Raw genomic sequence first — 24,922 nt, 5'->3', positions numbered from 1 at the left:
GCGGAATCTGTAGGGGTTGTCGCTCATCGGCACGGAATCAGTCGTCGCGGACAGGCAGAACTGCCTGTCTCATCCTCCGTGGACCGACTCCCCGTCGACCCAGGTCGAGACCACCCGGGACGCGCCCACCTCGGCGGGAGGACCGGCGAAGGGGTCCCGGTCGAGCACCACCAGGTCGGCGACCGAGCCCGGACGCACCGTGCCGGCGTCGTCGCGGTGGCAGACCCAGGCGCTGCCGGAGGTGGCCGCCGCCATCGCGGTGGTGAGGTCGAGCGCCTGCTCGGGCAGGAACGGCTCGGAGCCGGCGGGACCGGGCTCACCGAGCGCCCACCGGTTGACCGCGACGTGGAGCGCCGCGAGGGGGTCGGGGGTCGACACCGGCCAGTCGCTGCCCGCGACCAGCCGCGCCCCGGCGCGGTGCAGCCCACCGAAGGGGTACTGCCAGGTGGCCCGCTCCGGGCCCAGGAACGGCAGGGTCAGGTCGACCATCTGGTCGTCGAGGCAGGCCCACAGCGCCTGGATGTTGGCCGCGACACCGGCAGCGGCGAAGCGGGGCAGGTCGGCGGGGTGCACGACCTGGAGGTGGGCGACGTGGTGGCGCAGGTCGTGGACGTCGGGGCCCGCCGCCTCGAACGCGTCGAGCACCTCGCGCACGCCACGGTCGCCGATCGCGTGCACGTGCACCTGGAAGCGCTCGGCCGCCAGGGCCGCCACGGCCGCCGCCAGCGCCTGCGGCGTCAGGAACGAGTGGCCGGCGTCGGCGGTGGCGTGCCCGCAGCGGTCGAGGTACGGCGCCCCGAGCGCGGCCGTGGCGTTCTCCGCCACCCCGTCCTGCATGATCTTGACGCTGGTGGCGCGGAAGCGCCCGTGCGTGTACGCCGCCCGTCGCTCGACCAGGTCGCCCACCTGCTCGACGCCGCGGGTGCGGTCCCACCACAGCGCCCCGACCACCTGGCCGGTCAACGCGCCCCGCTCGGCGGCGCGCCGGTAAGTCGGCCCGGGGTCGTCCATGCCGGCGTAGGCGCCGACGATGGCGTCCTGCCACCCGGTGACCCCCAGCGAGTGCAGGTAGGACTGGCCCTCGACCAGGGCGGCGTCGAGCTCGGCGTCGGTGACCGGCGGCAGCAGCCGGGTCACCAGCTCCATCGCCCCCTCGTGCAGCGTGCCGGTCGGCCGCCCGTCGGCGTCGCGCTCGATCCGGCCGTGCGGCGGGTCGGGGGTGTCGCGGGTGATGCCGGCCAGCTCGAGGGCGCGGGAGCTGACCCAGGCGCCGTGGTGGTCCCGGTTGGGCAGCAGCACCGGACGCTCACCCACGACGCGGTCGAGGTCGGCCGCGACGGGGGTGCCGCCGGGGAAGGCCGCCATCGACCAGCCGCCGCCGAGGATCCACTCCCGCTCGGGGTGGTCGGCGGCGTAGCGGTGGACCCGGGCCAGGTGCTCCTCGCGGGTGGACAGCTCGCTCAGGTCGCAGCGGATGCGCTCGAGGCCGCCCTGCACGGCGTGCACGTGGGCGTCGACGAAGCCCGGCGCCAGCAGCCCGCCCGCCAGGTCGACCTCCCGCGCACCCCGGGGCACCTCGACACGCTCGCCACCGGTCGCCACGGCCGCGACCCGCCCCGCGGTCACGAGCACCTCGGCAGGGCCGGCGTACCGGTGGCCGTCGAAGAGGGTGCCGTCGCGGAACACCGTGGACGTCATGACCGCTTTCTATCAGAGCGCTCCGATCCGCGTTTGACTGCGGATTCAGTGTCCTCCAAAGGATATGACCACTGATTCGCTTGCAGAAGTGCGTTCGGTCAGCGCACCATGGGCCCATGGACCACGACCACCTGCAGCAGGCCGCCAAGGACCACCTGTGGATGCACTTCACCCGCCACGGGCAGTACGACGAGTCCGACGTCCCGATCATCGTCAAGGGTGAGGGCGCCTACATCTGGGACGCCAAGGGCCGGCGCTACCTCGACGGCCTGGCCGGGCTCTTCGTCAGCCAGCTCGGCCACGGCCGCACCGACCTCGCCGAGACGGCCGCCAAGCAGGCCTCCGAGCTGGCCTTCCACCCGTTGTGGTCCTACGCGCACCCCACCGCCATCGAGCTCGCCGCCAAGATCGCCGAGAAGGCCCCCGGCGACCTCAACCGCGTCTTCTTCACCAGCGGCGGCGGCGAGGCGGTCGAGACCGCGTGGAAGCTGGCCAAGAACTACTTCAAGCTCACCGGCAAGCCGATGAAGCACAAGGTGATCAGCCGCGCCATCGCCTACCACGGCACCACCCAGGGCGCGCTGTCGATCACCGGGCTGCCGGGGCTCAAGGCCCAGTTCGAGCCGCTGGTGCCCTCGACCTTCCGGGTGCCCAACACCAACGCCTACCGCGCCGACGAGATGACCGGCGGCTTCCTCGACGGCAGCGACCCCGAGGCCTTCGGGCGCTGGGCCGCCGACCAGGTCGGGATCGCCATCGAGAACGAGGGCGCCGACACCGTCGCCGCGGTCTTCCTCGAGCCGGTGCAGAACGCCGGCGGCTGCTTCCCGCCGCCCCCGGGCTACTTCCAGCGGGTCCGCGAGATCTGCGACGAGCACGACGTGCTGCTGGTCTCCGACGAGGTGATCTGCGCCTTCGGCCGCCTCGGCCACATGTTCGGCGCCGAGCGCTACGGCTACCAGCCCGACATGATCACCTGCGCCAAGGGCCTGACCTCCGGCTACTCCCCGCTCGGCGCGATGATCGCCTCCGACCGGCTGATGGAGCCGTTCCTGCACGGCTCCGAATCCTTCGCCCACGGCTACACCTTCGGCGGCCACCCGGTCTCCACGGCGGTGGGCCTGAAGAACCTGCAGATCTTCGAGGAGGAGCAGGTCCTCGAGCACGTCCGCGACAACGAGGGCGCCTTCCGCTCCACCCTCGAGCGCCTCAAGGACCTGCCCATCGTCGGCGACGTGCGCGGCGACGGGTTCTTCTACGGCATCGAGCTGGTCAAGGACAAGGCCACCAAGGAGTCCTTCACCCACGAGGAGTGCGAGCGGCTGCTCTACGGCTTCGTCTCCAAGCAGCTCTTCGCCGAGGGCCTCTACTGCCGCGCCGACGACCGCGGCGACCCGGTCGTCCAGCTCGCTCCCCCGCTGATCTGCGACCAGTCGCACTTCGACGAGATGGAGCAGGTGCTGCGCGTGGTCCTCGACAAGGCCGGCACCCTCGTCTAGCCCTGACCCGGCCCGAACTTCCCGCCCACCCGGCCCGAACTTCGCGTCGACCCGGCCCGAACCTCCCCCAGGAGTCCTGTGAGCACCCTCGTCCCGCACTGGCACGCCGGAGCACGCTGGCCGGGGCTGGGCCCCGAGCCCGAGCGGTACGCCGACGTGCACGACCCGGCGACCGGCGCCACCACCGGCCGCGTCGCCCTGGCCTCGGGGGCCGAGGTCGACGAGGTCGTGACCAACGCCGTGGCCGCCGGCCGCGAGTGGGCGCAGGCCTCGCTGTCGCGGCGTACGTCGGTGCTGTTCGCGTTCCGCGAGGCGCTGCACCGCCGGCGCGAGGAGGTGGCCGCGGTCATCACCGCCGAGCACGGCAAGGTCCTCGACGACGCGCTCGGCGAGGTGCAGCGCGGCCTCGAGGTCGCGGAGTTCGCGTGCGGGGCGCCGCAGCTGCTCAAGGGCGGCTTCAGCGAGGGCGTCTCCAGCGGGGTCGACGTGCACTCGATGCGCCAGGCGCTCGGCGTGGTCGCGGTCATCTCGCCCTTCAACTTCCCCGCGATGGTGCCGCTGTGGTTCGTGCCGGTGGCCATCGCGTGCGGCAACGCGGTGGTGCTCAAGCCGTCGGAGAAGGACCCGTCGACGTCGCTGCTGCTTGCCGAGATCTGGGCCGAGGCGGGCCTGCCCGACGGCGTGCTCAGCGTCGTGCAGGGCGACAAGGTCGCCGTCGACGCGCTGCTGACCCACGACGACGTGAAGGCCGTCTCCTTCGTCGGCTCGACCCCCGTGGCGCGCTACGTCTACGAGACCGCCACCGCGCACGGCAAACGGGTCCAGGCGCTCGGCGGCGCGAAGAACCACATGGTCGTGCTCCCCGACGCCGACCTCGAGGCCGCCGCCGACGCCGCGGTCTCCGCAGGCTTCGGCTCCGCCGGCGAGCGCTGCATGGCGATCTCGGCCCTGGTCTGCGTCGACCCGGTCGCCGACCGGCTGGTGCCGCTCATCGCCGAGCGGATGGCCGGGCTGGTCACCGGCGACGGTCGGCGCGGCAGCGACATGGGCCCGCTGGTCAGCGCCACCCACCGCGACAAGGTGGCCTCCTACGTCGACGCCGGCGAGAGCGAGGGCGCCACGGTGGTGGTCGACGGCCGCGAGGTCCACCCCGACGGCGACCGGGGTGGCTTCTGGCTGGGCCCCACGCTGCTCGACCACGTCCAGGCGACGATGTCGGTCTACACCGACGAGATCTTCGGGCCGGTGCTGTCGGTGCTGCGGGTGCCGACGTACGACGCCGCGCTCGCGCTGGTCAACGCCAACCCCTACGGCAACGGCACCGCGATCTTCACCCACGACGGCGGTGCGGCCCGGCGCTTCCAGCACGAGGTGGAGGTCGGGATGGTCGGCGTCAACGTGCCCATCCCGGTGCCGATGGCCTACTACTCCTTCGGCGGCTGGAAGAGCTCGCTCTTCGGCGACTCCCACGCCCACGGCACCGAGGGCGTGCACTTCTTCACCCGCGGCAAGGTCGTCACCTCGCGCTGGCCCACCCCCGACCTGCCGCGCGCCGGCATCGACCTGGGCTTCCCCCAGCACCACTGACCACACCCCGACCCGGCCCATACTTCGCGTCGACCCGGCCCGTACGTCGCGGTGAGCCGGCCCGGACCGTCACAGGTAGTGCCGTCGACGGTTGCTGGTGATGCTCTCGTGCAGCGCCCGCAGGCGACGCTGGACGTCCTGCTCGGGGCCGAAGACGCAGCGGCGCCGGAAGACCTCGATCGTCCACGCGGCCTGGTGCAGCCAGGCGCGCCGGCCCAGGTCGTGCTCCCGCTGCTCGGGCGAGGAGTGGAAGTCCTCGCCGTCGTACTCCGCACCGGTCTTCTCCTCGGCCAGCCCCATGTCGACCCGGTACGCCGCCCCGTCGTCGCGCGCCACCTCGAGCTGCGTGACCGGGCGCGGCAGCCCGGCCTCGTGCCACCGCAACCGCAGGGCCGACTCGCCGAACGACTCGGACCCGCCGTCGGCCATCCGGACCAGGGCCCGGAGGGCGACGACGCCGCGCTGGCCGGCGAAGCGGTTGACACCGGCCAGCAGCTCGTCGTGCTCGAAGACGCCGAGCGAGAGCATCGAGTCCATGCCGTGCAGGCGCACGTCGTTGGACCTGGGCAGACGCCCGAGGTCGAGCGCAGTGCGCAGCGGCGTGGTCGTGACCAGGCCGTGGACCTCGACCAGGTCGCTGTCGCGCACGGCGCGCTCGCCGCTGCGCACGGTCGACCGCTTCAGGCGCCCGGCCCGCCGGAAGCAGGCGAGATCGGGGGTGGCGAGGTGGTCGTTGGGCGCCAGCGCACGGTCGCCCGCGTGCAGCCAGGCCGCGGTGTGGTCGCAGAGGAACGCGTCGTCGGGCACCACGAGCCTCAGCACCGCGCACCTCAGCTCGAGGGTGTCCTCGAGCGCGCCGACGACGTACACGCCGCGCGCGGGTCGACGCAGCCACCCGTGCTCGACCATCCGCCGCAGCTGGCGGTCGCCGAGGCCGCGGTCGTAGGCCTCAGCGGTGGTGAAGGGACGGTCCAGCGGCAGCGAGTGCCCGAGGTCGATGATCTGTGCCATGCCCCCAGGCTGCGCCTGCGGTGACCCGGGCGCCAGCGGCCCTGCCCCGACCTGTGGAGAACCAGGAGCGGCCCGGAACGTCCGGGCCGGCTCGACGGGAAGTTGAGGCCGGGCCGACGGGAAGTTCAGGCCGGGTCAGCGGGAAGTTCAGGCCGGGTCAGCGGGAAGTTGGGGCCGGGTGGGCGGGAAGTTGGGGCCGGGTGGGCGGGATGTTGGGGCCGGGTCAGGAGTCGAAGCCGAGGCCGGCGGCGTCGAGGCCGCGCAGCCACAGGTTGCGCCGCCCGCCGCGGCGGTCGGCGCGGTCGAGCGACCAGCGGGTCAGGTTGATGCCCACCGAGCGCAGCGGCTCGGGCGGGAAGGGCAGCGGGCGCTCGCGCACCATCCGCAGCCGGGTCCGCTCGGTGTCGGCGCCGTCGAGGAGGTCGAGCACCACCTGGGCACCGAACCGGGAGGCGCCCACGCCGAGCCCGGTGTAGCCCAGCGCGTAGCCGACCCGGCCCGAGACCGCGGTGCCGAAGAACGCCGAGAAGCGGGTGCAGGTGTCGATGACCCCGCCCCAGCGGTGCGTGAAGCGGATGCCGGCCAGCTGCGGGAACGTCTCGAGGAAGTGCTCGGCCAGCATCCGGTGCGTCTGCTCGCGCTGCTCGAGCGAGGCGTCGATGCGGCTGCCGAAGTGGTAGACGGCGTCGTAGCCGCCCCACAGGATGCGGTCGTCGCGGGTCAGGCGGTAGTAGTGGAACTGGTTGGCCGCGTCGCCGATGCCCTGGCGCCCCGACCACCCGATCGAGGCGAGCTGGTCGGCGGTGAGCGGCTCGGTCATCAGCACGTGGTCGTAGACCGGCACGGTCATCAGCCGCAGCCGGCGCAGCAGCGGCGGGAAGGCGTTGGTGGCCAGGGCAACCCGCCCCGCGCGCACCCGCCCCGCCCCCTGCGGCCCCAGGGTCGCCAGCTCGACGCCGACCCCGGAGCGCTCGAGGCCGACCACCCTGGTCGACTCGTGCACGACCACGCCGGCCTCCAGGCACGCGCGCCGCAGCCCCCACGCCAGCCGGGCCGGCTCGACGAGCGCCAGGCCGGTGGGCTCGCTCAGCGCCCCGAGGTACGTCGGTGACGCGACCTGCGCCTGCGCCTCGGCGGCGTCCAGCCAGCTCGCCTGGCCACCGTGCTCGACCAGCGCGGCGGCCAGCTCCTGCAGCTCGGCGACGTGGTGGGGCCGGGTGGCGACGCTCAGCTCGCCCACCTCGCGCCAGTCGCAGTCGATGCCGAGCGCGGCGATGCTGGCCCCGATCTCGCGCAGGTTCTCGGCCCCGAGCCGGTCGAGGACGTCCAGCTCCTCGGGCCAGCGCTCGAGCCCGTTGCCGAAGCCGTGGGTCAGGCTGGCGGAGGCGAAGCCGCCGTTGCGCCCACTGCCCTGGCCGCCGCACTCGCCCGCCTCGAGCAGCAGCACGGTCGCGGAGGGGTGGCGGGCCCGGGCCAGCAGGGCGGTCCACAGCCCGGTGTAGCCGCCTCCCACCACGACGAGGTCGGCGCGGGCCCGCCCGGCCAGCGGTGGCGCCGTCGTCGGGCGTGCGGGGTCGTCGAGCCAGTACGTCCGCGGCTCGGCGTGCGCGAGGGCCCGCTCGGCGGTGGTGCTCACCGCCCGGCCCGCCTCCGGCTGCCGAGCTCGCCGACGAGCACGACGCTCATCGCGACGAGGAACATGATCGTGCCCACGACGTTGATCTGCGGCGGGATGCCGCGTTGCGCCGCGCCCCACACGAACATCGGGAAGGTGACCTCCTGCCCGGCGTTGAGGTTGGTGATGATGAAGTCGTCGAAGGACAACGAGAAGCTCAGCAGCGCCGCCCCCAGGATGCCCGGGAAGACCAGCGGGAAGCTGATCCGCCAGAACGTCTGCCACTCGTTGGCGTACAGGTCCATCGCCGCCTGCTCCAGGCGCGGGTCGAGCCCGGCCAGGCGCGCCTTGACGGTGACCACGACGAAGGACAGGCAGAACAGCACGTGCGCGACCAGGATGGTCCAGAAGCCGAGGAAGCCGGCCACGCCGACATTGACGAACAGCGCCAGCAGCGAGGAGCCCATCACCACCTCGGGCGTGGCCATCGGCAGGAAGATCAGCAGGTTGGCGGCGCTGCGGCCCCGGAAGCGGTGCCGGACCATCGCGAAGGCCATCAGGGTGCCCAGCAGGGTCGCGCCCAGGGTCGCCAGCAGGCCGATCTGCAGGCTGGTCACCAGTGACTCGCACAGCTGGTAGGGCCCGCAGACGTCGGTCCAGTTGGCGAGGGTGAACCCGTCGAAGCTGTAGCTGTTGCGGCTGGCGGGGTCGTTGAACGACATCAGCATCACCACGAGCACCGGCACGGTCATGTAGACCAGCACCAGCAGCCCGAGGACCAGCACGAGGTGGTCGGCCAGCCACCGGCCCGGACCCCGGCCAGCACCCCGGCCAGAGCCCCGGCCGGTGCGGCGCGCGGTCGCGGTCGCGGTGCTCACACCAGCTCCTCGGTGCCGGAGCGGCGCACGTAGACGAAGACCAGCAGCACGATGGCGGCCATCAAGGTGACCGACAGCGCCGAGGCCGTCGGGTAGTCACCGGCGGCGAAGAGGTCCTGGATCTCGTTGCCGACCATGCGGGTCTGCGGGTTGCCGAGCAGCTCGGAGTTGATGTAGTCGCCGGCCGAGGGGATGAAGGTCAGCAGGGTGCCGGCGACCAGCCCGGGCATCGCCAGCGGCAGGGTCACGGTGCGGAAGGCGGTGAACGGCGAGGAGTAGAGGTCGGCCGCGGCCTCGAGGAACCGGTGGTCGATCTTCTCCAGCGAGGCGTAGAGCGGCAGCACCATGAACGGCAGGAAGTTGTAGGTCAGCCCGGTCACGACCGCGAACGGGGTGGCGAGCAGGTGCCCGTCCTCCCCCAGCACCCGGACCGCGCGCAGGAACGAGACCAGTGCCTCGTTGTCGCCGAGGATGTACTGCCACGACAGGGTGCGCACCAGGAAGCTGGTGAAGAACGGCGCGATGACGGCGACCAGCATCAGGTTCTTCCACCGCCCGGCCTTGAACGCGATCGCGTAGGCCAGCGGGAAGCCGAGGACGACGCAGGCGAGCGTCGCGGTGCCGGCGTACACGAAGCTGCGCACCAGCTGGGGCGCGTAGTCCTGCAGGGAGTCGGCGTAGTTCTGCACGTGCCCGGTCATCCGGTAGCCCAGCTGCAGCGACCCGCTCGGGTCGTAGAGGCTGGTCGCGACCAGGGTCGCGGTGGGCACCACGAAGAAGAGCGCCAGCCACACGCCGCCGGGCAGCAGCAGCAGATAGCCGCTCAGGCCGCCGCGGCGTCCACCGGGCGCGGGTGGTGGCGCGGACGGCTCGGCGGTGCGCAACGGTCCGGCCACGCTCACCGGTCCTCGGGCTCGACGCCGGCGGCGGCGTCCTGGGAGGCGTCGAGGCAGAAGGTGTGCGCCGGCGACCAGTGCAGGTCGACCGCCGCGCCGGTGCGCAGCCTCTCGTGGTGGCCGGAGTTCTGGGAGAAGGCCGTGAGCTCCTGGCCCCACGGCATCCGCACGAGGTACTGGGTGCTGACCCCGACGAAGCTGACGTCGCTGACGACCCCGCCGCGCAGGCAGTTGCCCGCGGGCTCGGGCGGCGCGACGCCGGCCGGCGCCAGGACCACCTTCTCGGGCCGTACGCCGACCCAGACGTCGCCCTGCGCGACCACGGCGCGGGCGCGGTCGGCGCGCACCGTGGCGCCGTGCACGTCGAGGACGACGTCACCCCCGTCGCCCCCGCCGCTGACGCCGCTCCCGCCGACGACACGGCCCGCGACCAGGTTGGACTGTCCCAGGAAGTTGGCGACGAAGGTGGTCGCCGGGCACTCGTAGAGGACCTCGGGCGGACCGAGCTGCTCGATGCGCCCCGCGTTCATCACCGCGACGGTGTCGGCCATCGTCATGGCCTCCTCCTGGTCGTGGGTGACGTGCACGAAGGTCAGCCCGACCTCGGTCTGGATCCGCTTGAGCTCGATCTGCATCTGCCGGCGCAGCTTGAGGTCGAGCGCGCCCAGGGGCTCGTCGAGCAGCAGCACCCGGGGCTGGTTGATCAGGGCGCGGGCGAGCGCCACCCGCTGCTGCTGGCCACCGGACAGCTGGGCGGGGCGGCGGTCGGCCAGGCCCGTGAGCTCGACCAGGTCGAGCATCCGCTCGACGTCCTCGGCGACCTGCTTGCGACCGCGCCGCCGCAGGCCGAACGCGACATTGGCGGCGATGCTGAGGTGCGGGAAGAGCGCGTAGCTCTGGAAGACCGTGTTGACGGGGCGCTTGTAGGGCTTGAGGTGGGTGATGTCGTCGGTGCCCAGCGTGATCGTGCCCGCGGTCGGCTCCTCGAGGCCGGCCACCATCCGCAGCGTGGTGGTCTTGCCGCACCCCGAGGGCCCCAGCAGGGCGAAGAAGGAGCCCTGGGGCACTCTCAGGTCGAGGTCGTCGACGGCGGTGAACGTGGCGAAGCGCTTGGTCAGGCCGCTCAGCACCAGGTCGGCACCGGCCCCCTGCGGTGCGCTCTCCTGGCTCATCGTGCCTCCGCTCGGGACGCTCGTCCGGATCGCCATCAGGCCCCGATCACCCGGGCGAAGTCCTTGTCGTACTGCTGGCGCGTGGACTCGTCGAGCTCCATGAACCCGTAGGCGTTGGCCAGGAAGTCCTCGTCGGGGAAGATCAGCGGGTTGTCGACGAGCGAGGGGTCGACCTGCTCCATCGCCTCCTGGGCGCCCTCGACGGGGCAGATGTAGTTGACCCAGGCGGCGAGCTGGGCGGCGATCTCGGGCTGGTAGTAGAAGTCCATCAGCGCCTCGGCGTTCGCCTTGTGCTCGGCCTTGTTGGGCACCAGCATGTTGTCGGACCACAGGGAGAGCCCCTCCTCGGGCACCACCCACTTGATGTCGGGGTTGTCGTACTGCATCGCGATGACGTCGCCCGACCAGGCCTCGCAGGCCACCACGTTGCCGGCGTTGAGGTCGCGGATGTAGTCGTTGCCGGTGAACCGACGGATCTGCCCGGAGCCGACGTACCCCTCGAGCCGGCCGAGCGCCCCCGACCACTGCTCCTCGGTGAAGTCCTCGGGGTCGGCGCCCTCGAGCAGCAGCATGAAGAGCATCGTGTCGCCCATCTCCGAGAGCAGGCTGACCTTGCCCTTGAGGTCGCTGCGGGTCATCAGCTCCTCGAAGCTGCCGACCTCACCGGTGTACTTGGCGTTGTAGGCGATCCCGGTCAGCCCGCTCTGCCACGGCACGCTGTAGCTGCGGTCGGGGTCCCAGGTGGGCGAGCGCAGGTCGGACTTGAGGTTGGCCTCCACGTGGGGCATCGCGCCCATGTCGAGCTCCTGCACCCACCCGAGCGCGACCATCCGCGCGGCCATCCAGTCGGTCATGGTGATGATGTCGCGACCGATCGGCTCACACCCGCCGAGCTGGTCCTTGACCTTGCCGAAGAACTCGGTGTTGTCGTTGATGTCGGTGTTGTAGGTGACCGAGATGCCGCTGGTGGTCTGGAACTCCTCGAGCGTGGGCATCTTCTTGCCCTTGCGGTCGATGTACTCGGGCCAGTTGGAGAAGACCAGCGCCTTCTCCGCGGCCGAGCGGTCCTCGGACGTGCAGGACTCGGCGGTCTGGACCTGGGACTCGGTGCCGCAGGCGGCGAGCAGCCCCGGCACGCCCACCGCCAGCGCCGAGACCGAGGCGCCGCGCAGGAAGGAGCGGCGTCCGACACCGCGCACACCGCCGGCACGGGCGGCACGCACGAGCTCGTCGAGGCGGTCAGGATGGACGGTCATCTGGTACCTCCAGGGTCGGGCTGGACTCGGATCGTGTCACCGCAGACGCCCCCAGGACAAGGGAAACGGTTGATCTGAAACAAGTCTGCAACGAAATCCATCGCCAACGGCGGCGCACCGCACCGTTCCGTTCCTCGACCACCGCGATAGGTTGCTGGCATGAGCCCCCGCAGCGAGCGCACCACCACTCCCCTCGACGACGTCTCGAAGGCCATCATCGAGCAGCTGCAGCAGGACGGACGACGCTCGTACGCCGCCATCGGCAAGGTCGTGGGCCTCTCGGAGGCCGCCGTGCGCCAGCGGGTGCAGCGCCTCGTCGAGGGTGGGGTGATGCAGGTCGTGGCGGTCACCGACCCGCTCGAGCTCGGCTTCGCCCGCCAGGCGATGGTGGGCATCCGCGCCAGCGGCCCCCTCGAGCCGGTGGCCGACGCGCTGGCCGAGATCGCCGAGGTCGACTACGTCGTCATCACCGCCGGCTCCTACGACCTGCTCGCCGAGGTGGTCGCCGAGAGCGACGAGGGCCTGCTCGAGCTGATCTCGCAGCGGATCCGCACCATCGAGGGCGTCGTGGCGACCGAGACCTTCATGTACCTCCGGCTGCGCAAGCAGACCTACTCCTGGGGTGTGCGCTGAGCAGGCCCGTCTCCCCCACCGAGGACTACCGGTCGCTGTCGTTGTGGCACGCCACGGCCGGCGACGACTGGGCGCCGCGGGCCCCGCTGCGCGGCGACCTCGACGTCGACGTGGCCATCGTGGGCGCCGGCCTGACGGGGCTGTGGACGGCGCACTACCTCGCCGAGGCCGACCCGGCCCTGCGGATCGCGGTGCTGGAGGCCGAGGTCGCCGGCTACGGCGCGTCGGGACGCAACGGCGGCTGGTGCTCGGCGCTCTTCCCCGCCTCGCTCGACACCCTGGCGGGGCTGCACCGCCCCGACGGACGCCGGCACGGGCGGGCGGCGGCCCTGGCCCAGCACGCCGCGATGCGGGCCAGCGTCGACGAGGTCGCCCGGGCCGCGGCCGGGGAGGGCATCGACGCCCAGCTCGCCAAGGGCGGCACCATCGACCTGGCCCGCAGCCCCGCGCAGCTGGCCCGGGCCCGCACCGAGGTCGAGCACGCCCGCGCCTGGGGCCGCGGTGACGACGACCTGCGCCTGCTCGACCGGGCCGGGGCCGAGGCGGTCGTGCGGGCCAGCGGCACCGTGGGCGCGACGTACACGCCCGACTGCGCCGCGCTGCACCCGGCGCGGCTGGTGCGCGGCCTGGCACGGGCTGTGGAGCGCCGCGGTGTGCGGGTGCACGAACGGACCCCCGTCACCGCGATCGCGCCCGGGCGCTGCGAGACGCCGTACGGCGTGGTGCGCGCCGACGTGGTCGTGCGCGCCACCGAGGGCTACACGCCGCGCCTGCCCGGGCACGAGCGCGACGTCGTGCCGGTCTACTCGCTGGTGATCGCCACCGAGCCGCTGCCCGAGGCGGTGTGGGAGGAGATCGGCCTGGCCCGACGCGAGACGTTCAGCGACCACCGCCACCTCGTCGTCTACGGCCAGCGCACCGCCGACGGCCGCCTGGTCTTCGGCGGCCGGGGCGCGCCCTACCACCTCGGCTCGGCGATCCGGCCCGGCCACGACCGCGACCCGCGCGTGCACGCCCGGCTGCTGGCGACGCTGCACGAGATGTTCCCGGTGCTGGGTCGCGGGGCCGGGGTGCGGGTCACCCATGCCTGGGGCGGCGCGCTGGGCATCCCGCGCGACTGGTGCGCCTCGGTGGGCCTGGACCGCGCCAGCGGGCTGGCCTGGGCGGGCGGGTACGTCGGCGACGGCGTCGCCACCGCCAACCTCGCCGGGCGCACCCTGCGCGACCTCGTGCTGGGCCACGAGACCGCCCTGACGGCGCTGCCCTGGGTGGGCCACCGCTCACCGCGGTGGGAGCCCGAGCCGCTGCGCTGGCTGGGCATCAACGCCGGCCTGCGTGCGATGACCGCCGCCGACGCCGAGGAGTCGTTGACGCGGCGTCCCTCGCTCGTGGCCCGGGCCGTCGCGCCGCTGCTCGGCTGAGCAGCGGTGCCGGGGCAGGATGGGCCCATGAGGAAGCTCGCCCTGGTCCGCCGTCCCGGCCCGCGCCTGGCCGACGGCATCGTGACCCACATCGACCGCTCCCCCGTCGACCTCGACCTGGCGCTGCGCCAGTGGGAGGCCTACGTCGCCGCGCTGCACGACAAGGGCTGGGAGAGCATCGAGGTCGACCCGGCCGACGACTGCCCCGACGCGGTCTTCGTCGAGGACACCGTCGTGGTCTACGACGACCTGGCGGTGATCGCCCGTCCCGGCGCCGACGAGCGCAGGCCCGAGACGCCCGCGACCGAGGACGCGCTGCGCCGGCTCGGCTACCGCATCGCCCGCATCGAGGCGCCCGAGACCCTCGACGGCGGCGACGTGCTCAAGCACGACGGCACCGTGTGGGTCGGGCTCGGCGGGCGCACCACCCCCGGGGCCGTCGACCAGCTGCGGGCCCTGCTGGCCCCGCTCGGCGCCCGCGTGGTCGGCGTACCGCTGGCCAAGGTGCTGCACCTGAAGTCGGCGGTCACCGCGCTGCCCGACGGCACCGTCGTGGGCTGGGACCCGGTCGTCGACGACGCCTCGGTCTGGGCCTCCTACCTGCCCGTGCCCGAGGAGCCCGGCGCCCACGTCGTGCTGCTCGACGAGGCCACGGTGCTGATGTCGACCAGCGCACCGCGCACCCGGGCGCTCCTCGAGGAGCGCGGGCTGCGGGTCGTCGCGGTCGACATGAGCGAGTACGAGAAGCTCGAGGGCTGCGTGACCTGCCTGTCGGTGCGCCTGCGCGGGGCGCCGACGGCCTGAGTCGGCGGCTGCGGCCTCGGGACCGGGACCCCCTTCCAGGTTCGTCGACCGGTTGACCAACGCGCGGACCCGTTGATCAACCGGTCGACGAACCGGCGACGGGGGGTCCCGGGCGGGGTGGAGGCGAAAACCCGTTGCACCGCGCCGGCCCGACCATCCACCCTGGACCGGAGCAGCACGGCGTACGAGCCGTGCGACGTCGAGAGGAGCGTTACATGTCGACGACTGTCCCTGGCCTGCCCGCAGACCACCCCCTCTTCTCCCGATGGAGCACCCACCGTGACGTACGACGTCTCCCAGCAGACCCAGCACCCGCAGGACCGCACCACCACTGATCCCACCACCGGACCCACCCACCTGACCTTCGACTTCCGCCCGCTCGAGGACCTCGAGGACGACCAGCGCTGGTCGACCTGGCTCGAGGTCGAGCCGCTCTCGCGCGGGCCCCAGCCCCGACCCGAATGGGTCGTGAGTAGCCAGGCCGCCGTCGACACCGAGCTCGGCGCCCTGAAGACCGGCAAGGAGGCCGACGCGTTCCTGCTCGAGCGCGCCGTGCCCGCCACCGACCCGTCCTACGTGCCGGGCGCGCCCGGGCAGTCGGCCGTGATGGTCGCCAAGCGCTACCGCGGCGAGGAGCACCGCTCGTTCCACCGCTCCGGTGCCTACACCGAGGGCCGCCGGGTGCGGAACACGCGCGACGCCCGGGCGATGGCCAGGAAGACCGGCTACGGCCGCCAGGTGGCGGCCGGGCAGTGGGCGGGGGCCGAGTGGCTGGCGCTGACCCGGCTCTGGACGCTGGGTCTGCGCGGGGGGCTCGCCGTCCCCTACCCCGTGCAGGTCGACGGCACCGAGCTGCTGATGGAGTGGATCACCGTCGAGGGCGAGCACGGCCCCGAGACCGCGCCGCGCCTGGCCCAGGCGAGGCCCGCCCCGGCGCTGCTGGCGTCGTACTGGGAGCAGGTGCGCGAGGCGATGGCGCTGATGGCGCAGGAGGGCATCGTGCACGGCGACCTGTCGCCGTACAACGTGCTGGCCGCCGGTGACCGGCTGGTCGTGATCGACCTCCCGCAGGTCGTCGACCTGGTCGGCAACGTCAACGGGATGGACTTCCTGCTGCGCGACTGCCGCAACATGGCCACCTGGTTCCGCGCCCGCGGGCTCGACGTCGACGAGCACGAGCTCTTCGCCGACCTGGTGGCGCACGCGTTCTGAGCACCGAGCGACAGGGCTACCCGAGCACGGTGCGGGTGCTGGCGGCGTTCACCGCCCGGATGCGGGAGAACGCCGCCAGGTCGATGTCGAGGCCGGTGTGCGCGCCCCGGTAGACGACCGGGTCACGGTCGTGGTCGACCCCGCCGTCCTCGACCGCGGCGATGATCGCGGCCAGGAAGCAGCCGGCCACGGGACCGTTCTTGAACTGGTTGCCGCTGGTCCCCATGGCGACGTAGAACCCGTCGGCGTCGGTGCGGTCGTAGATCGGTGTCCAGTCGTCGGCCACGTCGTAGACACCGACGACCCCCGAGGGCCGGTTGGGCACCCGCAGCTCGGGCAGGCGGCGCGCGGCACGGGTCACCTGCGACTCGTAGCGGGCCAGCGAGACGTGGTCGTCGACGGCGTCGGGGTCCTCGATCCAGTCGAAGGGGTCGCACTCGGGCTCGGTGCCGCCGATCACCCACGCCTGCTGCGGGCCGGGGCGCATGTAGGTGCCGAGGTCGATGTCGAAGACCCCCGGGCCAGGCGCCTCCTCCGTGCCGTAGCCCACCGGCTGGGCCACCTGGTGCACCTCCTGGCGCAGCGGCCGGACGCCGACGGTGAACTCGGCCCCGACCCCGGCCATCCGGTTGAACGCCCCCGACCAGGGGCCGGCCGCGTTGACCACGACCGGTGCCTCGACGCGGCGGCCGTCGGCCAGCGAGAGGTGCCACACCGGGCCGCGCCGCTCGGCCGCGACGACCTGGGCCCGGTAGGTGGTGCGCGCCCCGTGGAGGCGTGCGGCGTAGGCCAGGTTGTCGGCGGCCAGGCGCGGGTCGTCCATGTAGCCGGCGTCGGGGGTGTGGATCGCGCCGAGCCGGGCGTCGGCGTCGTCCCAGAACGCGTCGTCGGCGACCGGCTTGTTGGGCCAGTAGGCGCCGGTGTCGAGGTGCGGGAACCGCGCGGCGAGCTCGTCGGGGCCGAGGTGCTCGCAGGGCACCCCGGCCGACTCCAGCAGGCGCATGCCCTCGGTCCACGGCACGGCCGGGACGTCGAGGTGCAGCATCCCGGTGCGGTGGAAGCGCGAGAGCACCGGCGGGTCGGCCAGCGGCTCGAAGCCGGGCAGCCCCAGGTGGTCGGCCCACTGCTCCCACATGAACTTGGCCTCCCACGACGTCGCGACCGTGTCGTAGGTGGAGTAGAGGAAGCGGATGACCGCGCTCGAGGCGCAGGTCGAGCCGTGCCCGGGCCCGCCCGCCTTGTCGAGGACGAGCACGTCGCGTCCGGCGCGGGCGAGCTCGAGGGCGACGGCCGAGCCGATCACCCCCGAGCCGACGACGACCGCGTCGGCGGTCAGGGTGGTGGTCACAGGTCTCTCCCTGGCTGGCTGGTCGGTGGGACGGCGGGGTCAGGCGTCGACGACGATGTCGCCGTCGGGGGTGGAGCAGCAGGGCAGGAACTTGTCCTGGGCGATCTCGCGGGGCCGGATGCCGCCCTGGTGCACCATGTCGACCCGGCCCTCGAGCAGGGTCGACTTGCAGGTGCCGCAGAGCCCGGCCGAGCACGACGAGGGCAGGCGTACGCCGGCCTGCCGGGCGGCCGCCAGCACCGTGGTGCCCGGCGGGCACACGACCTCGCGGTCGCTGCGCCCGAAGCGCACCCGAGCCCCGGGCACGACCTCGGGCACTGTCGCCTGTGGCGGCGCGGCCTCCTGCGCGACCGGGGCGCCCGGGGCGCCGAGCACGAAGCTCTCCTCGTGGCAGCGCGCCGGGTCGGCGCCGACCTCGGCCAGCACGGCCCGCACGCCGGCCATGTAGCCGGGCGGCCCGCAGGTCAGCGCCTCTCGGCGGGGCGCGTCGGGCACGGCGGCGAGCAGGATCTCGGCGTCGAGGCGGCCCCGCCAGCCGGTCCACGCGCCGGGGCGGCCCGGCGCGTCGTCCTCGCACACCCACACCACCCGCAGCCCCTCGTGGGTGGCGGCCAGGTGCTCGAGCTCGTCGCGGCGGACCAGGTCGTCGGGGGTCCGGGCGCTGTGCACGACCACGACGTCGAGGGCGCCGTCCCCGATCTCGGCCAGGTCGGCCATCGTGCGCAGGGTGGCGAGGGTCGGGGTGATGCCGCTGCCGGCCGAGAGCAGCAGGTAGCGGCCGGCCGGGTGCTCGGTGACGCTGAACCCGCCCAGCGGCCCGGTCGCGCGCAGCGGGTCGCCGACCGCGAGCCGGTCGTGCAGGTACGGCGACAGCGCGCCGCCGTCGACCCGCTTGACGCTCACCTGGAGCAGGTGCGGGCGGGTGGGCGGGGACGAGATCGTGTAGCAGCGCTCGACCTGCTGCCCGTCGACGTCGACACCGAGGGTCAGAAACTGGCCCGGGTGGAACGCGAAGGTGGCCGGCCGGGTCGGCTCGAGGACCAGCGACACCACGTCGTGGGTCTCCTGCACCCGGGCACGCAGCACCAGCTCGACGTCGAAGCCCTCCCCCTGCGACGGGTCGGGGAGGACCCCCTCGCCCAGCGGACGCACCGGTCGCCACGTGTCGGGCACCACCCGCAGCGCTGGGCCGGGCGGCTCGGGCGGCCCGGCCTGGACCTCGTGGGTCCGCAGGGTCGGCTGCATCTCGCTCATCGCCCGACCGCCTCGCGCACGCGGGCGTCGTACCAGGCCACGAACGCCTCGACCTGCTGCTCCGCCTCGGAGTAGGGGCCGGGCAGGTAGCCCGGGTCGGCGACCCCCGCCTGGGTGCCCGCGACGAACGCGGCGTCCTGCTCGTTGGTCGCGCGCCAGGTCGCGGTGAGCTCCTCGACCTCGTAGTCGACGCCCTCGACGGCGTCCTCGTGCACCAGCCAGGTGGTGCGCACCAGCGTGCGGTCGACGGCCAGCGGCAGCGCCGCGAACGTCACCACGTGGTCGGCCTGGAAGTGGAACCAGGCGTTCGGCTGGGTGTGCAGCCCCAGGTGGCCCAAGCGCGCCTCGGGGAGGTCGCCGAGCAGCCGGCGCACCAGCCGCGTGCCGTCGGGGCTGAAGGACTCCCCCGCACCGTCGAGCGGCTCGCGCTGGACCCGGAAGCCCAGGGGCCGCTCGACGAGGTCCTCGACGAGGCCGTGCGGCAGCCCGAGGTCGTCGCTGCGCCGCTCGAGGTCCACCAGGGCCGCGAGGTAGCGGTCGTGGTCAGCGCGCATCGCGTCGGGGACCTGGTCGTCGCTCAGCCCCCAGGTCGGGAAGAACGTGCAGCGCAGCTCGGGGTGGCCGTCGCAGTGGTAGCACTCCCGGTTGTTCTCCATGGTGAGCTTCCAGTTGCCGTCCTCGACGAGGTCGACCTGGGCGGCCACCTTGGTGCGGCCCAGCTGGTGCGGAGCGACGTACGGCGCCACGACGCGCGCGACGTCCTCGATGTCCTCGGGCGGCTCGTCGCCCAGGCAGACGAAGAGCAGGCCGGCGACCTCACGCAGGTGCACCGGGCGCAGCCCCAGCCCTCCCGGGTCGACGCCCGGCGGCAGCTGCGGGGCGTGCAGCAGCCGGCCGTCGGTGCCGTAGGTCCAGTGGTGGTAGCCGCACACGATGTTGCCCACGCAGCCGTGGGAGCCGCTGACCAGCCGCGAGCCGCGGTGGCGGCACACGTTGCGCAGGGCGCGCACCTGCTCGTCGTCGTCGCGCAGCACCACGACGGAGGCGGTGCCGACGTCGACGGTGAGGAAGTCGCCGGCCTCGGGCACCTCCGCGACCGTGCCGACGAAGAACCACTGCCGCTGCCAGACCAGGCGCAGGTCGACCTCGTGCAGGGCGGGGTCGGTGTAGCAGGGCCCGGGCAGCGAGTGCGCAGGCGCTCGCGCGTCGAGGAGCTCCAGCAGCCGGGCCTCGTCGGGCCGGGGCTCGTCGGGCCGTGGCTCGTCGGGGCTGGGGCGGACAGGACGTAGGTCGGGGGCCGGGCGGGTGATCGTCATCGGTTCCTCCTGCGCGGGCGGGTCAGACGGTGACGCACAGTCGCAGCGCGTCGTAGATGGCGGCGTGGATGGAGCGGCTCGCGACCGCGTCGCCGATGCGGAAGAGCTGGTAGGTCCCGTCGGGGTGGGTGGCGACCTCCTGGGCCCTGCCGGCGAGCAGGGCGGGGTGGTCGACCTCGCCGAGGTTGCGCGAGCCGGGCACCAGGTCGAGGTAGAGCTCGTCGTTGGGCACGGTGCCGTGCTCGACGACCACGTGGTCGACCACGCGCTCCTCGACCACGTCGGCATAGTCGCTGCCGAGCACCGCGACCAGCGGCCCGTCGCGGTCGGGCCCGGCGCGCCGCACCGAGCGCAGCCGGCGGGCCACCGAGAGCGCCACCCCGTGCTCGGCGAAGGCCCGCAGGTAGGCCGGGCTGTTCATCGCGCCGACCGAGATGCCGACCATCCGCTCCGGGGTGACCAGCTCGACCCGGGCGCCGCGGCGGGCCAGGTGCTCGGCGGCGTCGAGGGCCGGCTCACCACCGTGGTCGTCGTAGACCAGCACCCGCTCGCCCGCCTGCGGCCCGGAGCCGCCCAGCACGTCCCAGGTGTCGAGCACCAGCTCCTCCCCGCCCCCGGCCACCGAGCGGTCCGGCACCCCGCCGGTCGCGACCACGACGAGGTCGGGCTGCTCGGCCAGGACCGTGGCGGCCTCGGCGTACACGCCGTAGCGGACCTCGACACCGCTGTGCTTGAGCTCGGCGACCCGCCAGTCCACGATCCCGACCAGGTCGCGGCGTCGCAGCGTCGAGGAGGCCAGCAGCAGCTGGCCGCCGGGACGGTCGGCGGCCTCGAGGAGCACCACGTCGTGCCCGCGCTCGCCGAGCACCCGGGCGGCCTCCAGCCCGGCCGGTCCCGCGCCGACCACGACCGCGCGCCGACGACGGCCGAGCGTGGGGGTGATGACGTGCGGCAGCGACTGCTCGCGGCCGGTCGCGGGGTTGTGCACGCACTTGGCGTCGCCCGACTCGTAGATCGCGTCGAGGCAGAAGCTCGCGCCCACGCACGGTCGCACCCGGTCCTCCTCGCCACGCGCGACCTTGGCGACCAGGTGGGGGTCGGCGATCTGCGGGCGGGTCATCCCGACGAGGTCGAGCAGCCCGTCGCGGATCGCGTGGCGCGCGGTCGCGACGTCGCCGATGCGCGCGGCGTGCATCACGGGGACCCCGAGCTCGCGGCGCACGGTCCCGGCCAGCTCGAGGAAGGGCGCCGAGGGGGTGCCCATCGACGGGATCGTCGCGGCCAGCCGGGCGTCGCTGTCGAGCCCGCCCTTGATGACGGAGAGGAAGTCGACGCCGTGCTCGAGGTAGCGCCGCGCGATCGGCAGCGTGTCCTCGAGCCCGAGCCCGTCGGGCAGGTCCTCGTCCATCGCCATCCGCAGGCCGACCACGAAGTCGGGCCCGACGGCGCGTCGTACGGCGTCGAGGACGCGCAGCGGGAAGACCAGGCGCGCCTCGGGGTCGCCGCCGAACGCGTCGGTGCGCAGGTTGGTGGCCGGCGAGGCCCAGGCGTCGAAGAGGTGGCTGTAGGACTCGATCTCGATGCCGTCGAGGCCGGCGGCCTGGCAGCGGGCCGCGGCGTCGGCGTAGTCGCGCACGATCCGGTCGACGTCCCAGGCCTCGGCGACCTTGGGGAACGAGCGGTGCTGCGGCTCGCGCAGGCGGGAGGGGTAGACCAGCGGCAGCCAGTCGCCGCTGGCGCTGCTGGTGCGCCGCCCGAGGTGGGTGACCTGGCACATCACGGCCGCGCCGGCCTCGTGCACGTCGTCGCAGAGCCGGCGCAGCCACCCGACGACCTCGTCGCGGTAGAGCAGCATGTTGCCGAAGGCCGGCGGGCTGTCGGGCGAGACGACGGCCGAGCCGCCGATCATCGTCAGCCCGACACCACCGCGGGCCTTCTCGAGGTGGTAGAGCCGGTAGCGGTCCTTCGGCATCCCGTCCTCGGTGTAGGCGGGCTCGTGCGAGGTGCTGACGACGCGGTTGCGCAGGGTGGTCCCGCGGAGGAGGTACGGCTCGAGGAGCGGGTCCAGCTGGTGCACACGACCATGGTGTGGGTCACACTCGCTCAAAGAAAAGCGCACGATTTCCCCACTCATCGTGCAATCTGGTCACATGATCGATCGTCGCCTCAAGGTGCTCGGCGTCGTCGCCGAGCGGGGCACCGTCTCCGCCGCGGCCCAGCACCTCGGCTACACGGCCTCGGCCGTGTCGCACCAGATGCGCACCCTGGCGCGCGACCTCGGGGTGAGCCTGCTGGAGCCGGACGGGCGCCGGGTCCGGCTGACCCCGGCAGCCCTGACCCTGCTCGCCCGCTGCGACGACCTGTTCGCCCTGTGGGAGGAGATCCGCACCGAGGTGCAGAGCACCTCGAGCACCGGGACCGGGCAGCTGCGCCTCGCCGGGTTCTCCACGGCCGCCTCGGCCCTCCTGCCCGCGGTCGCCGTCGAGGTGTCGCGGGTCTTCCCCCGCTCGACGGTGCGGATCACCGAGGCCGACCCGCAGGTGTGCTTCGAGATGCTCCTGGCCGACCGGGTCGACCTCGTGGTGGTCGTGGTCACCGACCTGCTGCCCTCCACCGACGACGCCCGCTTCGAGCAGCACCCGCTGCTGGCCGACACCCTCGACCTGCTCGTGCCCACCGGGCACCGGCTGGCCGGCCGCGCCTGGGTCTCCCTGACCGAGCTGGCCCGCGAGGCCTGGATCATGGACCGTCCCGGCCGGCCGCACCACCAGATGGTGACCACGGCCTGCGCGGCCGCGGGCTTCACCCCGCACCAGGTCCACGAGGTCGTCGAGTGGGACACGGGCGCGGCGCTGGTCGCGGCCGGCTTCGGGGTCGCCCTGGTGCCTCGCCTGGCGCGGCTGCCGGCCGACGAGGACCTCGTGCGGGTGCCGCTGCGCGGGGTCGCCACACCGATGCGTCACCTGCGCACGGCGGTGCGCCGCGGCACCGCCGCCCAGCCCGAGATCGCGCTGGCCCTCGCCGAGCTGCAGCGCCTGGCCGCGGCGGTGGGCCGCGGCGAGCAGGTCGGCTAGGTTGCCGCGGTGAGGCACACCCGCGGACGCACCGTCGACATCACCACGCTCGAGGAGCTCGACCACCGGCTGCGGGCCGGGGCGCGCACCCTCTCGGGGTGGCGGGTGCGCTCGGTCGACCTCAGCGAGCGCGGCGCCGAGCTGGGCCGCTGCCGGCTCGCCGGCGCCACCTTCCTGGGATGCCGCTTCGCCGAGGGGGACGCCGCGCGCGTCGAGGCCGCCGGTGCGCTGGTGCTCCCGCAGATCCCCGACGTGCCGGTCGACGTCTACCGCCACGAGCTCTACGACGCCCGCGAGCTCTTCGACGCGCTGCGCTGGAGCGACTCCCTCGACGGCCGCGCCTACGCCTGGTCCAAGCCGGGTGCGGGCGAGGGCGCCGAGGTCTCCACCGAGGTGCCGCTGGCCCGCACCTTGCACGACCACGCCATCGACCTGGCGCTGGACCGCTGGCGCGAGGGCCGCCGCGTCGTCGGCGTGATGGGCGGGCACGCCGCCTCGAGGGGCACGACGCTCTTCGCCGACGCGGCTCGTCTCGGGCACCGGCTCGGCGCGGCCGGGCTGACGGTCGCCACCGGCGGTGGGCCCGGGGCGATGGAGGCCGCCAACCTCGGGGCGCGGCTCTCCTCCCGCGACGACGCGGTGCTGCAGGAGGCGCTGCGGATGCTGGCCGCGGTGCCGTCGTACCGGCCCTCGGTCGACGCCTGGGTGCTCTCGGCCTTCGACGCCCTCACCGCCCTCGACCCGCCCGACGCCGACGGCGGCCCGGTCGCCAACCTCGGCATCCCGACCTGGCACTACGGCCACGAGCCACCCAACGTCTTCGGCACCGCGATTGCGAAGTACTTCCGCAACGCCACCCGCGAGGCGATCCTGCTCGAGGTCTGCGACGCCGGCATCGTGTTCCTGCCCGGTGCCGGTGGCACGGTGCAGGAGGTCTTCCAGGACGCCTGCGAGAACTACTACGCCGACGAGGCGTCGGTCGCGCCGATGGTGCTCGTCGGGCGCGAGCACTGGACCGTCGAGCTGCCGGCCTGGCCGCTGCTGCAGGCGCTCGCCTCGGGACGCGCCATGGAGCCGCACGTGCACCTGGTCGACACCGTCGAGGAGGCGCTCGAGGTCGTGACAACGGCGCGGTAGTGCTCGACGAGGGCCTCGTCGAGCACCCGCCACGACCGGTGCCGCACGCTGCGGCGAGCCGCCAGCGCCGTACGCCGCAGTGCGAGGTCGTCGTGCAGCAGCCGGGCCACGCAGGCCTCGAGGTCGGCGGCGTCGCCTGGCTCGAAGAGCAGCCCGGCGCTGCCCTCGTCGACCAGGTCCTCGGCCACCCCGTTGCGCGGCGCGACCACCGGCACCCCCGAGGCGAGCGCCTCCAGGCCGGCCCGCACGAGACGCCCGCAGGTCTCGCGGCGGGCGGTGTGCACGAGCACGTCGAGCGAGGCGTACGCCGCCGCCAGCGCGTCGCCGCGCAGGTCGCCCAGGAAGTGCGCGTGCGGCAGCAGCCGCCGCAACCGGGCCTCGTCGGGGCCGCTGCCGACCAGCACCAGCCGGTAGCGCTCGTCGTGGTCGAGACCCGTCAGCAGGTCGACCTCCTCGACGCGCTCCAGCGGCCCGACGTGGCCGACCAGCCGCCGGCCGTCCGGAGCGAGCGAGCGGCGCCACGAGTCGCTGCGCCGGCTGGGGTGGAAGGCCGTGAGGTCCACCCCGCACGGCCACAGCGCCAGCCGCCCCACCCCGAGGGCCTGCACGTCGCGCAGGGCCGCCGTCGACCCGGCGAGCACCCGGTCGGCCCGCGCGAGCACCCGCGACGGCGGGCCGCCCTCCCCGGTGGGGCCGGTGGGTCCCACGTCGAGCACGACCGGCACCCCCAGGCCCGAGGCGACCAGCACCGCGCGTCGACCCAGCCGGTCGAGCCCGGCCACGTGCACCACGTCGGGTCCGAAGCGCCGCAGGGTGGCACGCAGCCGGGGCCCCGCGGGCCAGCCGTGGGTGCGCCGCACCGGGAAGCCGGCGTACGTCGTGGGGCCGGTGTGCGTGACGAGCTGCGCCTCGTGCCCCTGCGCGGCCAGGTGCGCCAGCACCCGGGGCACGCTGCCGGAGCCGGGCTCGAAGGTCTCCGCGACCACCAGCACCCGCAGCCGCACCGGGCGCGCGGCGGCGGGCCGGTCGGCTGCAGGTCGGGGCTGGCTCATGGGCCCACGGTGCTCCGCGCGCGCCAGCACACGGCGAGCACCCGGGGCGCGACGGTGGA

General features: G+C 73.8%; 19 protein-coding genes and 1 pseudogene. 8 read left to right on the top strand and 12 right to left on the bottom strand.

All coding sequences use genetic code 11. From position 1 onward, the window contains the following. Positions 1 to 69: 69 nt before the first annotated feature. Positions 70 to 1,698, bottom strand: coding sequence for an amidohydrolase (locus QWJ41_RS10130; protein ID WP_302707873.1), 1,629 nt, complete (start codon positions 1,696 to 1,698; stop codon positions 70 to 72). A 116-nt stretch (positions 1,699 to 1,814) separates the two neighbouring features. Between QWJ41_RS10130 and QWJ41_RS10125 the strand changes: the two genes are divergently transcribed. Next, complete coding sequence (locus tag QWJ41_RS10125) at positions 1,815 to 3,197, top strand: aspartate aminotransferase family protein (RefSeq protein WP_302707872.1); 1,383 nt, start codon at positions 1,815 to 1,817, stop codon at positions 3,195 to 3,197. A gap of 78 nt (positions 3,198 to 3,275) precedes the next feature. Next, entirely contained in the window at positions 3,276 to 4,784 is a 1,509-nt protein-coding gene (locus QWJ41_RS10120) for a CoA-acylating methylmalonate-semialdehyde dehydrogenase (RefSeq protein WP_439117315.1), read from the top strand. 69 nt (positions 4,785 to 4,853) lie between these two features. Here the strand turns inward: QWJ41_RS10120 and QWJ41_RS10115 are convergent, their stop codons facing one another. From QWJ41_RS10115 to QWJ41_RS10090, 6 genes are all read right to left on the bottom strand, one after another. Further along, positions 4,854 to 5,795, bottom strand: coding sequence for a type IV toxin-antitoxin system AbiEi family antitoxin domain-containing protein (locus QWJ41_RS10115; RefSeq protein WP_302707870.1), 942 nt, complete (start codon positions 5,793 to 5,795; stop codon positions 4,854 to 4,856). A 223-nt stretch (positions 5,796 to 6,018) separates the two neighbouring features. Then, positions 6,019 to 7,431, bottom strand: coding sequence for an NAD(P)/FAD-dependent oxidoreductase (locus QWJ41_RS10110; RefSeq protein ID WP_302707868.1), 1,413 nt, complete (start codon positions 7,429 to 7,431; stop codon positions 6,019 to 6,021). Further along, positions 7,428 to 8,288 (bottom strand): ABC transporter permease, encoded by an 861-nt coding sequence (locus tag QWJ41_RS10105; protein WP_302707866.1) that lies wholly within the window; start codon positions 8,286 to 8,288, stop codon positions 7,428 to 7,430. The genes QWJ41_RS10110 and QWJ41_RS10105 overlap by 4 nt, the downstream gene beginning before the upstream one ends. Next, positions 8,285 to 9,184: an ABC transporter permease gene (locus QWJ41_RS10100; protein WP_302707864.1), complete on the bottom strand. Its 900-nt coding sequence runs from the start codon at positions 9,182 to 9,184 to the stop codon at positions 8,285 to 8,287. Before QWJ41_RS10100 ends, QWJ41_RS10105 begins: the two co-directional genes overlap by 4 nt. Before the next feature lie 2 nt (positions 9,185 to 9,186). Beyond that, complete coding sequence (locus tag QWJ41_RS10095) at positions 9,187 to 10,356, bottom strand: ABC transporter ATP-binding protein (RefSeq protein ID WP_302707862.1); 1,170 nt, start codon at positions 10,354 to 10,356, stop codon at positions 9,187 to 9,189. Positions 10,357 to 10,391: 35 nt separating this feature from the next. Further along, a complete protein-coding gene (locus QWJ41_RS10090) occupies positions 10,392 to 11,612 on the bottom strand; it encodes a polyamine ABC transporter substrate-binding protein (RefSeq protein WP_302707860.1) in 1,221 nt (406 codons plus the stop codon). A gap of 159 nt (positions 11,613 to 11,771) precedes the next feature. On the opposite strand from QWJ41_RS10090, the gene QWJ41_RS10085 reads away from it, so the two are divergent. The 4 genes from QWJ41_RS10085 (at position 11,772) to QWJ41_RS10070 (ending at position 15,682) form a co-directional block, all read left to right on the top strand. Next, positions 11,772 to 12,245: an Lrp/AsnC family transcriptional regulator gene (locus QWJ41_RS10085; RefSeq protein WP_302707858.1), complete on the top strand. Its 474-nt coding sequence runs from the start codon at positions 11,772 to 11,774 to the stop codon at positions 12,243 to 12,245. 41 nt (positions 12,246 to 12,286) lie between these two features. Continuing rightward, positions 12,287 to 13,666 carry an NAD(P)/FAD-dependent oxidoreductase gene (locus tag QWJ41_RS10080; protein ID WP_302707857.1) on the top strand — a complete coding sequence of 460 codons (1,380 nt, stop codon included), beginning with the start codon at positions 12,287 to 12,289 and terminating at the stop codon, positions 13,664 to 13,666. Between the two features lie 27 nt (positions 13,667 to 13,693). Further along, the gene (ddaH, locus tag QWJ41_RS10075; RefSeq protein WP_302707855.1) at positions 13,694 to 14,470 is read left to right on the top strand and encodes a dimethylargininase; all 777 of its coding nucleotides are present in this window, start codon (positions 13,694 to 13,696) and stop codon (positions 14,468 to 14,470) included. 279 nt (positions 14,471 to 14,749) lie between these two features. Next, positions 14,750 to 15,682 (top strand): serine protein kinase RIO, encoded by a 933-nt coding sequence (locus QWJ41_RS10070; protein WP_302707853.1) that lies wholly within the window; start codon positions 14,750 to 14,752, stop codon positions 15,680 to 15,682. A 16-nt stretch (positions 15,683 to 15,698) separates the two neighbouring features. Here the strand turns inward: QWJ41_RS10070 and QWJ41_RS10065 are convergent, their stop codons facing one another. Genes QWJ41_RS10065 through QWJ41_RS10050 form a run of 4 tightly spaced genes read right to left on the bottom strand, consistent with a single transcriptional unit; the run spans position 15,699 to position 21,677 of the window. Further along, entirely contained in the window at positions 15,699 to 17,030 is a 1,332-nt protein-coding gene (locus QWJ41_RS10065) for an NAD(P)/FAD-dependent oxidoreductase (protein ID WP_302707851.1), read from the bottom strand. Between the two features lie 39 nt (positions 17,031 to 17,069). Next, complete coding sequence (locus QWJ41_RS10060) at positions 17,070 to 18,284, bottom strand: FAD-binding oxidoreductase (protein ID WP_302707849.1); 1,215 nt, start codon at positions 18,282 to 18,284, stop codon at positions 17,070 to 17,072. Next, positions 18,281 to 19,600, bottom strand: a complete 1,320-nt coding sequence (locus QWJ41_RS10055; RefSeq protein ID WP_302707847.1) for an aromatic ring-hydroxylating oxygenase subunit alpha — start codon at positions 19,598 to 19,600, stop codon at positions 18,281 to 18,283. Before QWJ41_RS10055 ends, QWJ41_RS10060 begins: the two co-directional genes overlap by 4 nt. A gap of 22 nt (positions 19,601 to 19,622) precedes the next feature. After that, positions 19,623 to 21,677 carry an NADH:flavin oxidoreductase gene (locus QWJ41_RS10050; protein ID WP_302707845.1) on the bottom strand — a complete coding sequence of 685 codons (2,055 nt, stop codon included), beginning with the start codon at positions 21,675 to 21,677 and terminating at the stop codon, positions 19,623 to 19,625. A 73-nt stretch (positions 21,678 to 21,750) separates the two neighbouring features. Between QWJ41_RS10050 and QWJ41_RS10045 the strand changes: the two genes are divergently transcribed. Further along, the gene (locus QWJ41_RS10045; protein ID WP_302707844.1) at positions 21,751 to 22,674 is read left to right on the top strand and encodes a LysR family transcriptional regulator; all 924 of its coding nucleotides are present in this window, start codon (positions 21,751 to 21,753) and stop codon (positions 22,672 to 22,674) included. 9 nt (positions 22,675 to 22,683) lie between these two features. After that, positions 22,684 to 23,811, top strand: a complete 1,128-nt coding sequence (locus tag QWJ41_RS10040) for an LOG family protein (protein ID WP_302707842.1) — start codon at positions 22,684 to 22,686, stop codon at positions 23,809 to 23,811. Positions 23,812 to 23,864: 53 nt separating this feature from the next. On the opposite strand, the pseudogene QWJ41_RS10035 reads toward QWJ41_RS10040, so the two are convergent. Beyond that, positions 23,865 to 24,863: pseudogene (locus tag QWJ41_RS10035) on the bottom strand (glycosyltransferase); the annotation flags it as partial. Positions 24,864 to 24,922 lie beyond the last annotated feature (59 nt).

It is taken from the genome of Nocardioides cremeus (assembly GCF_030518195.1).
Taxonomy (GTDB): Bacteria; Actinomycetota; Actinomycetes; order Propionibacteriales; family Nocardioidaceae; genus Nocardioides; species Nocardioides cremeus.
The sequence above is the reverse complement of the archived record's forward strand: the minus strand, read 5'-3'. Positions and strand labels throughout refer to the sequence as shown.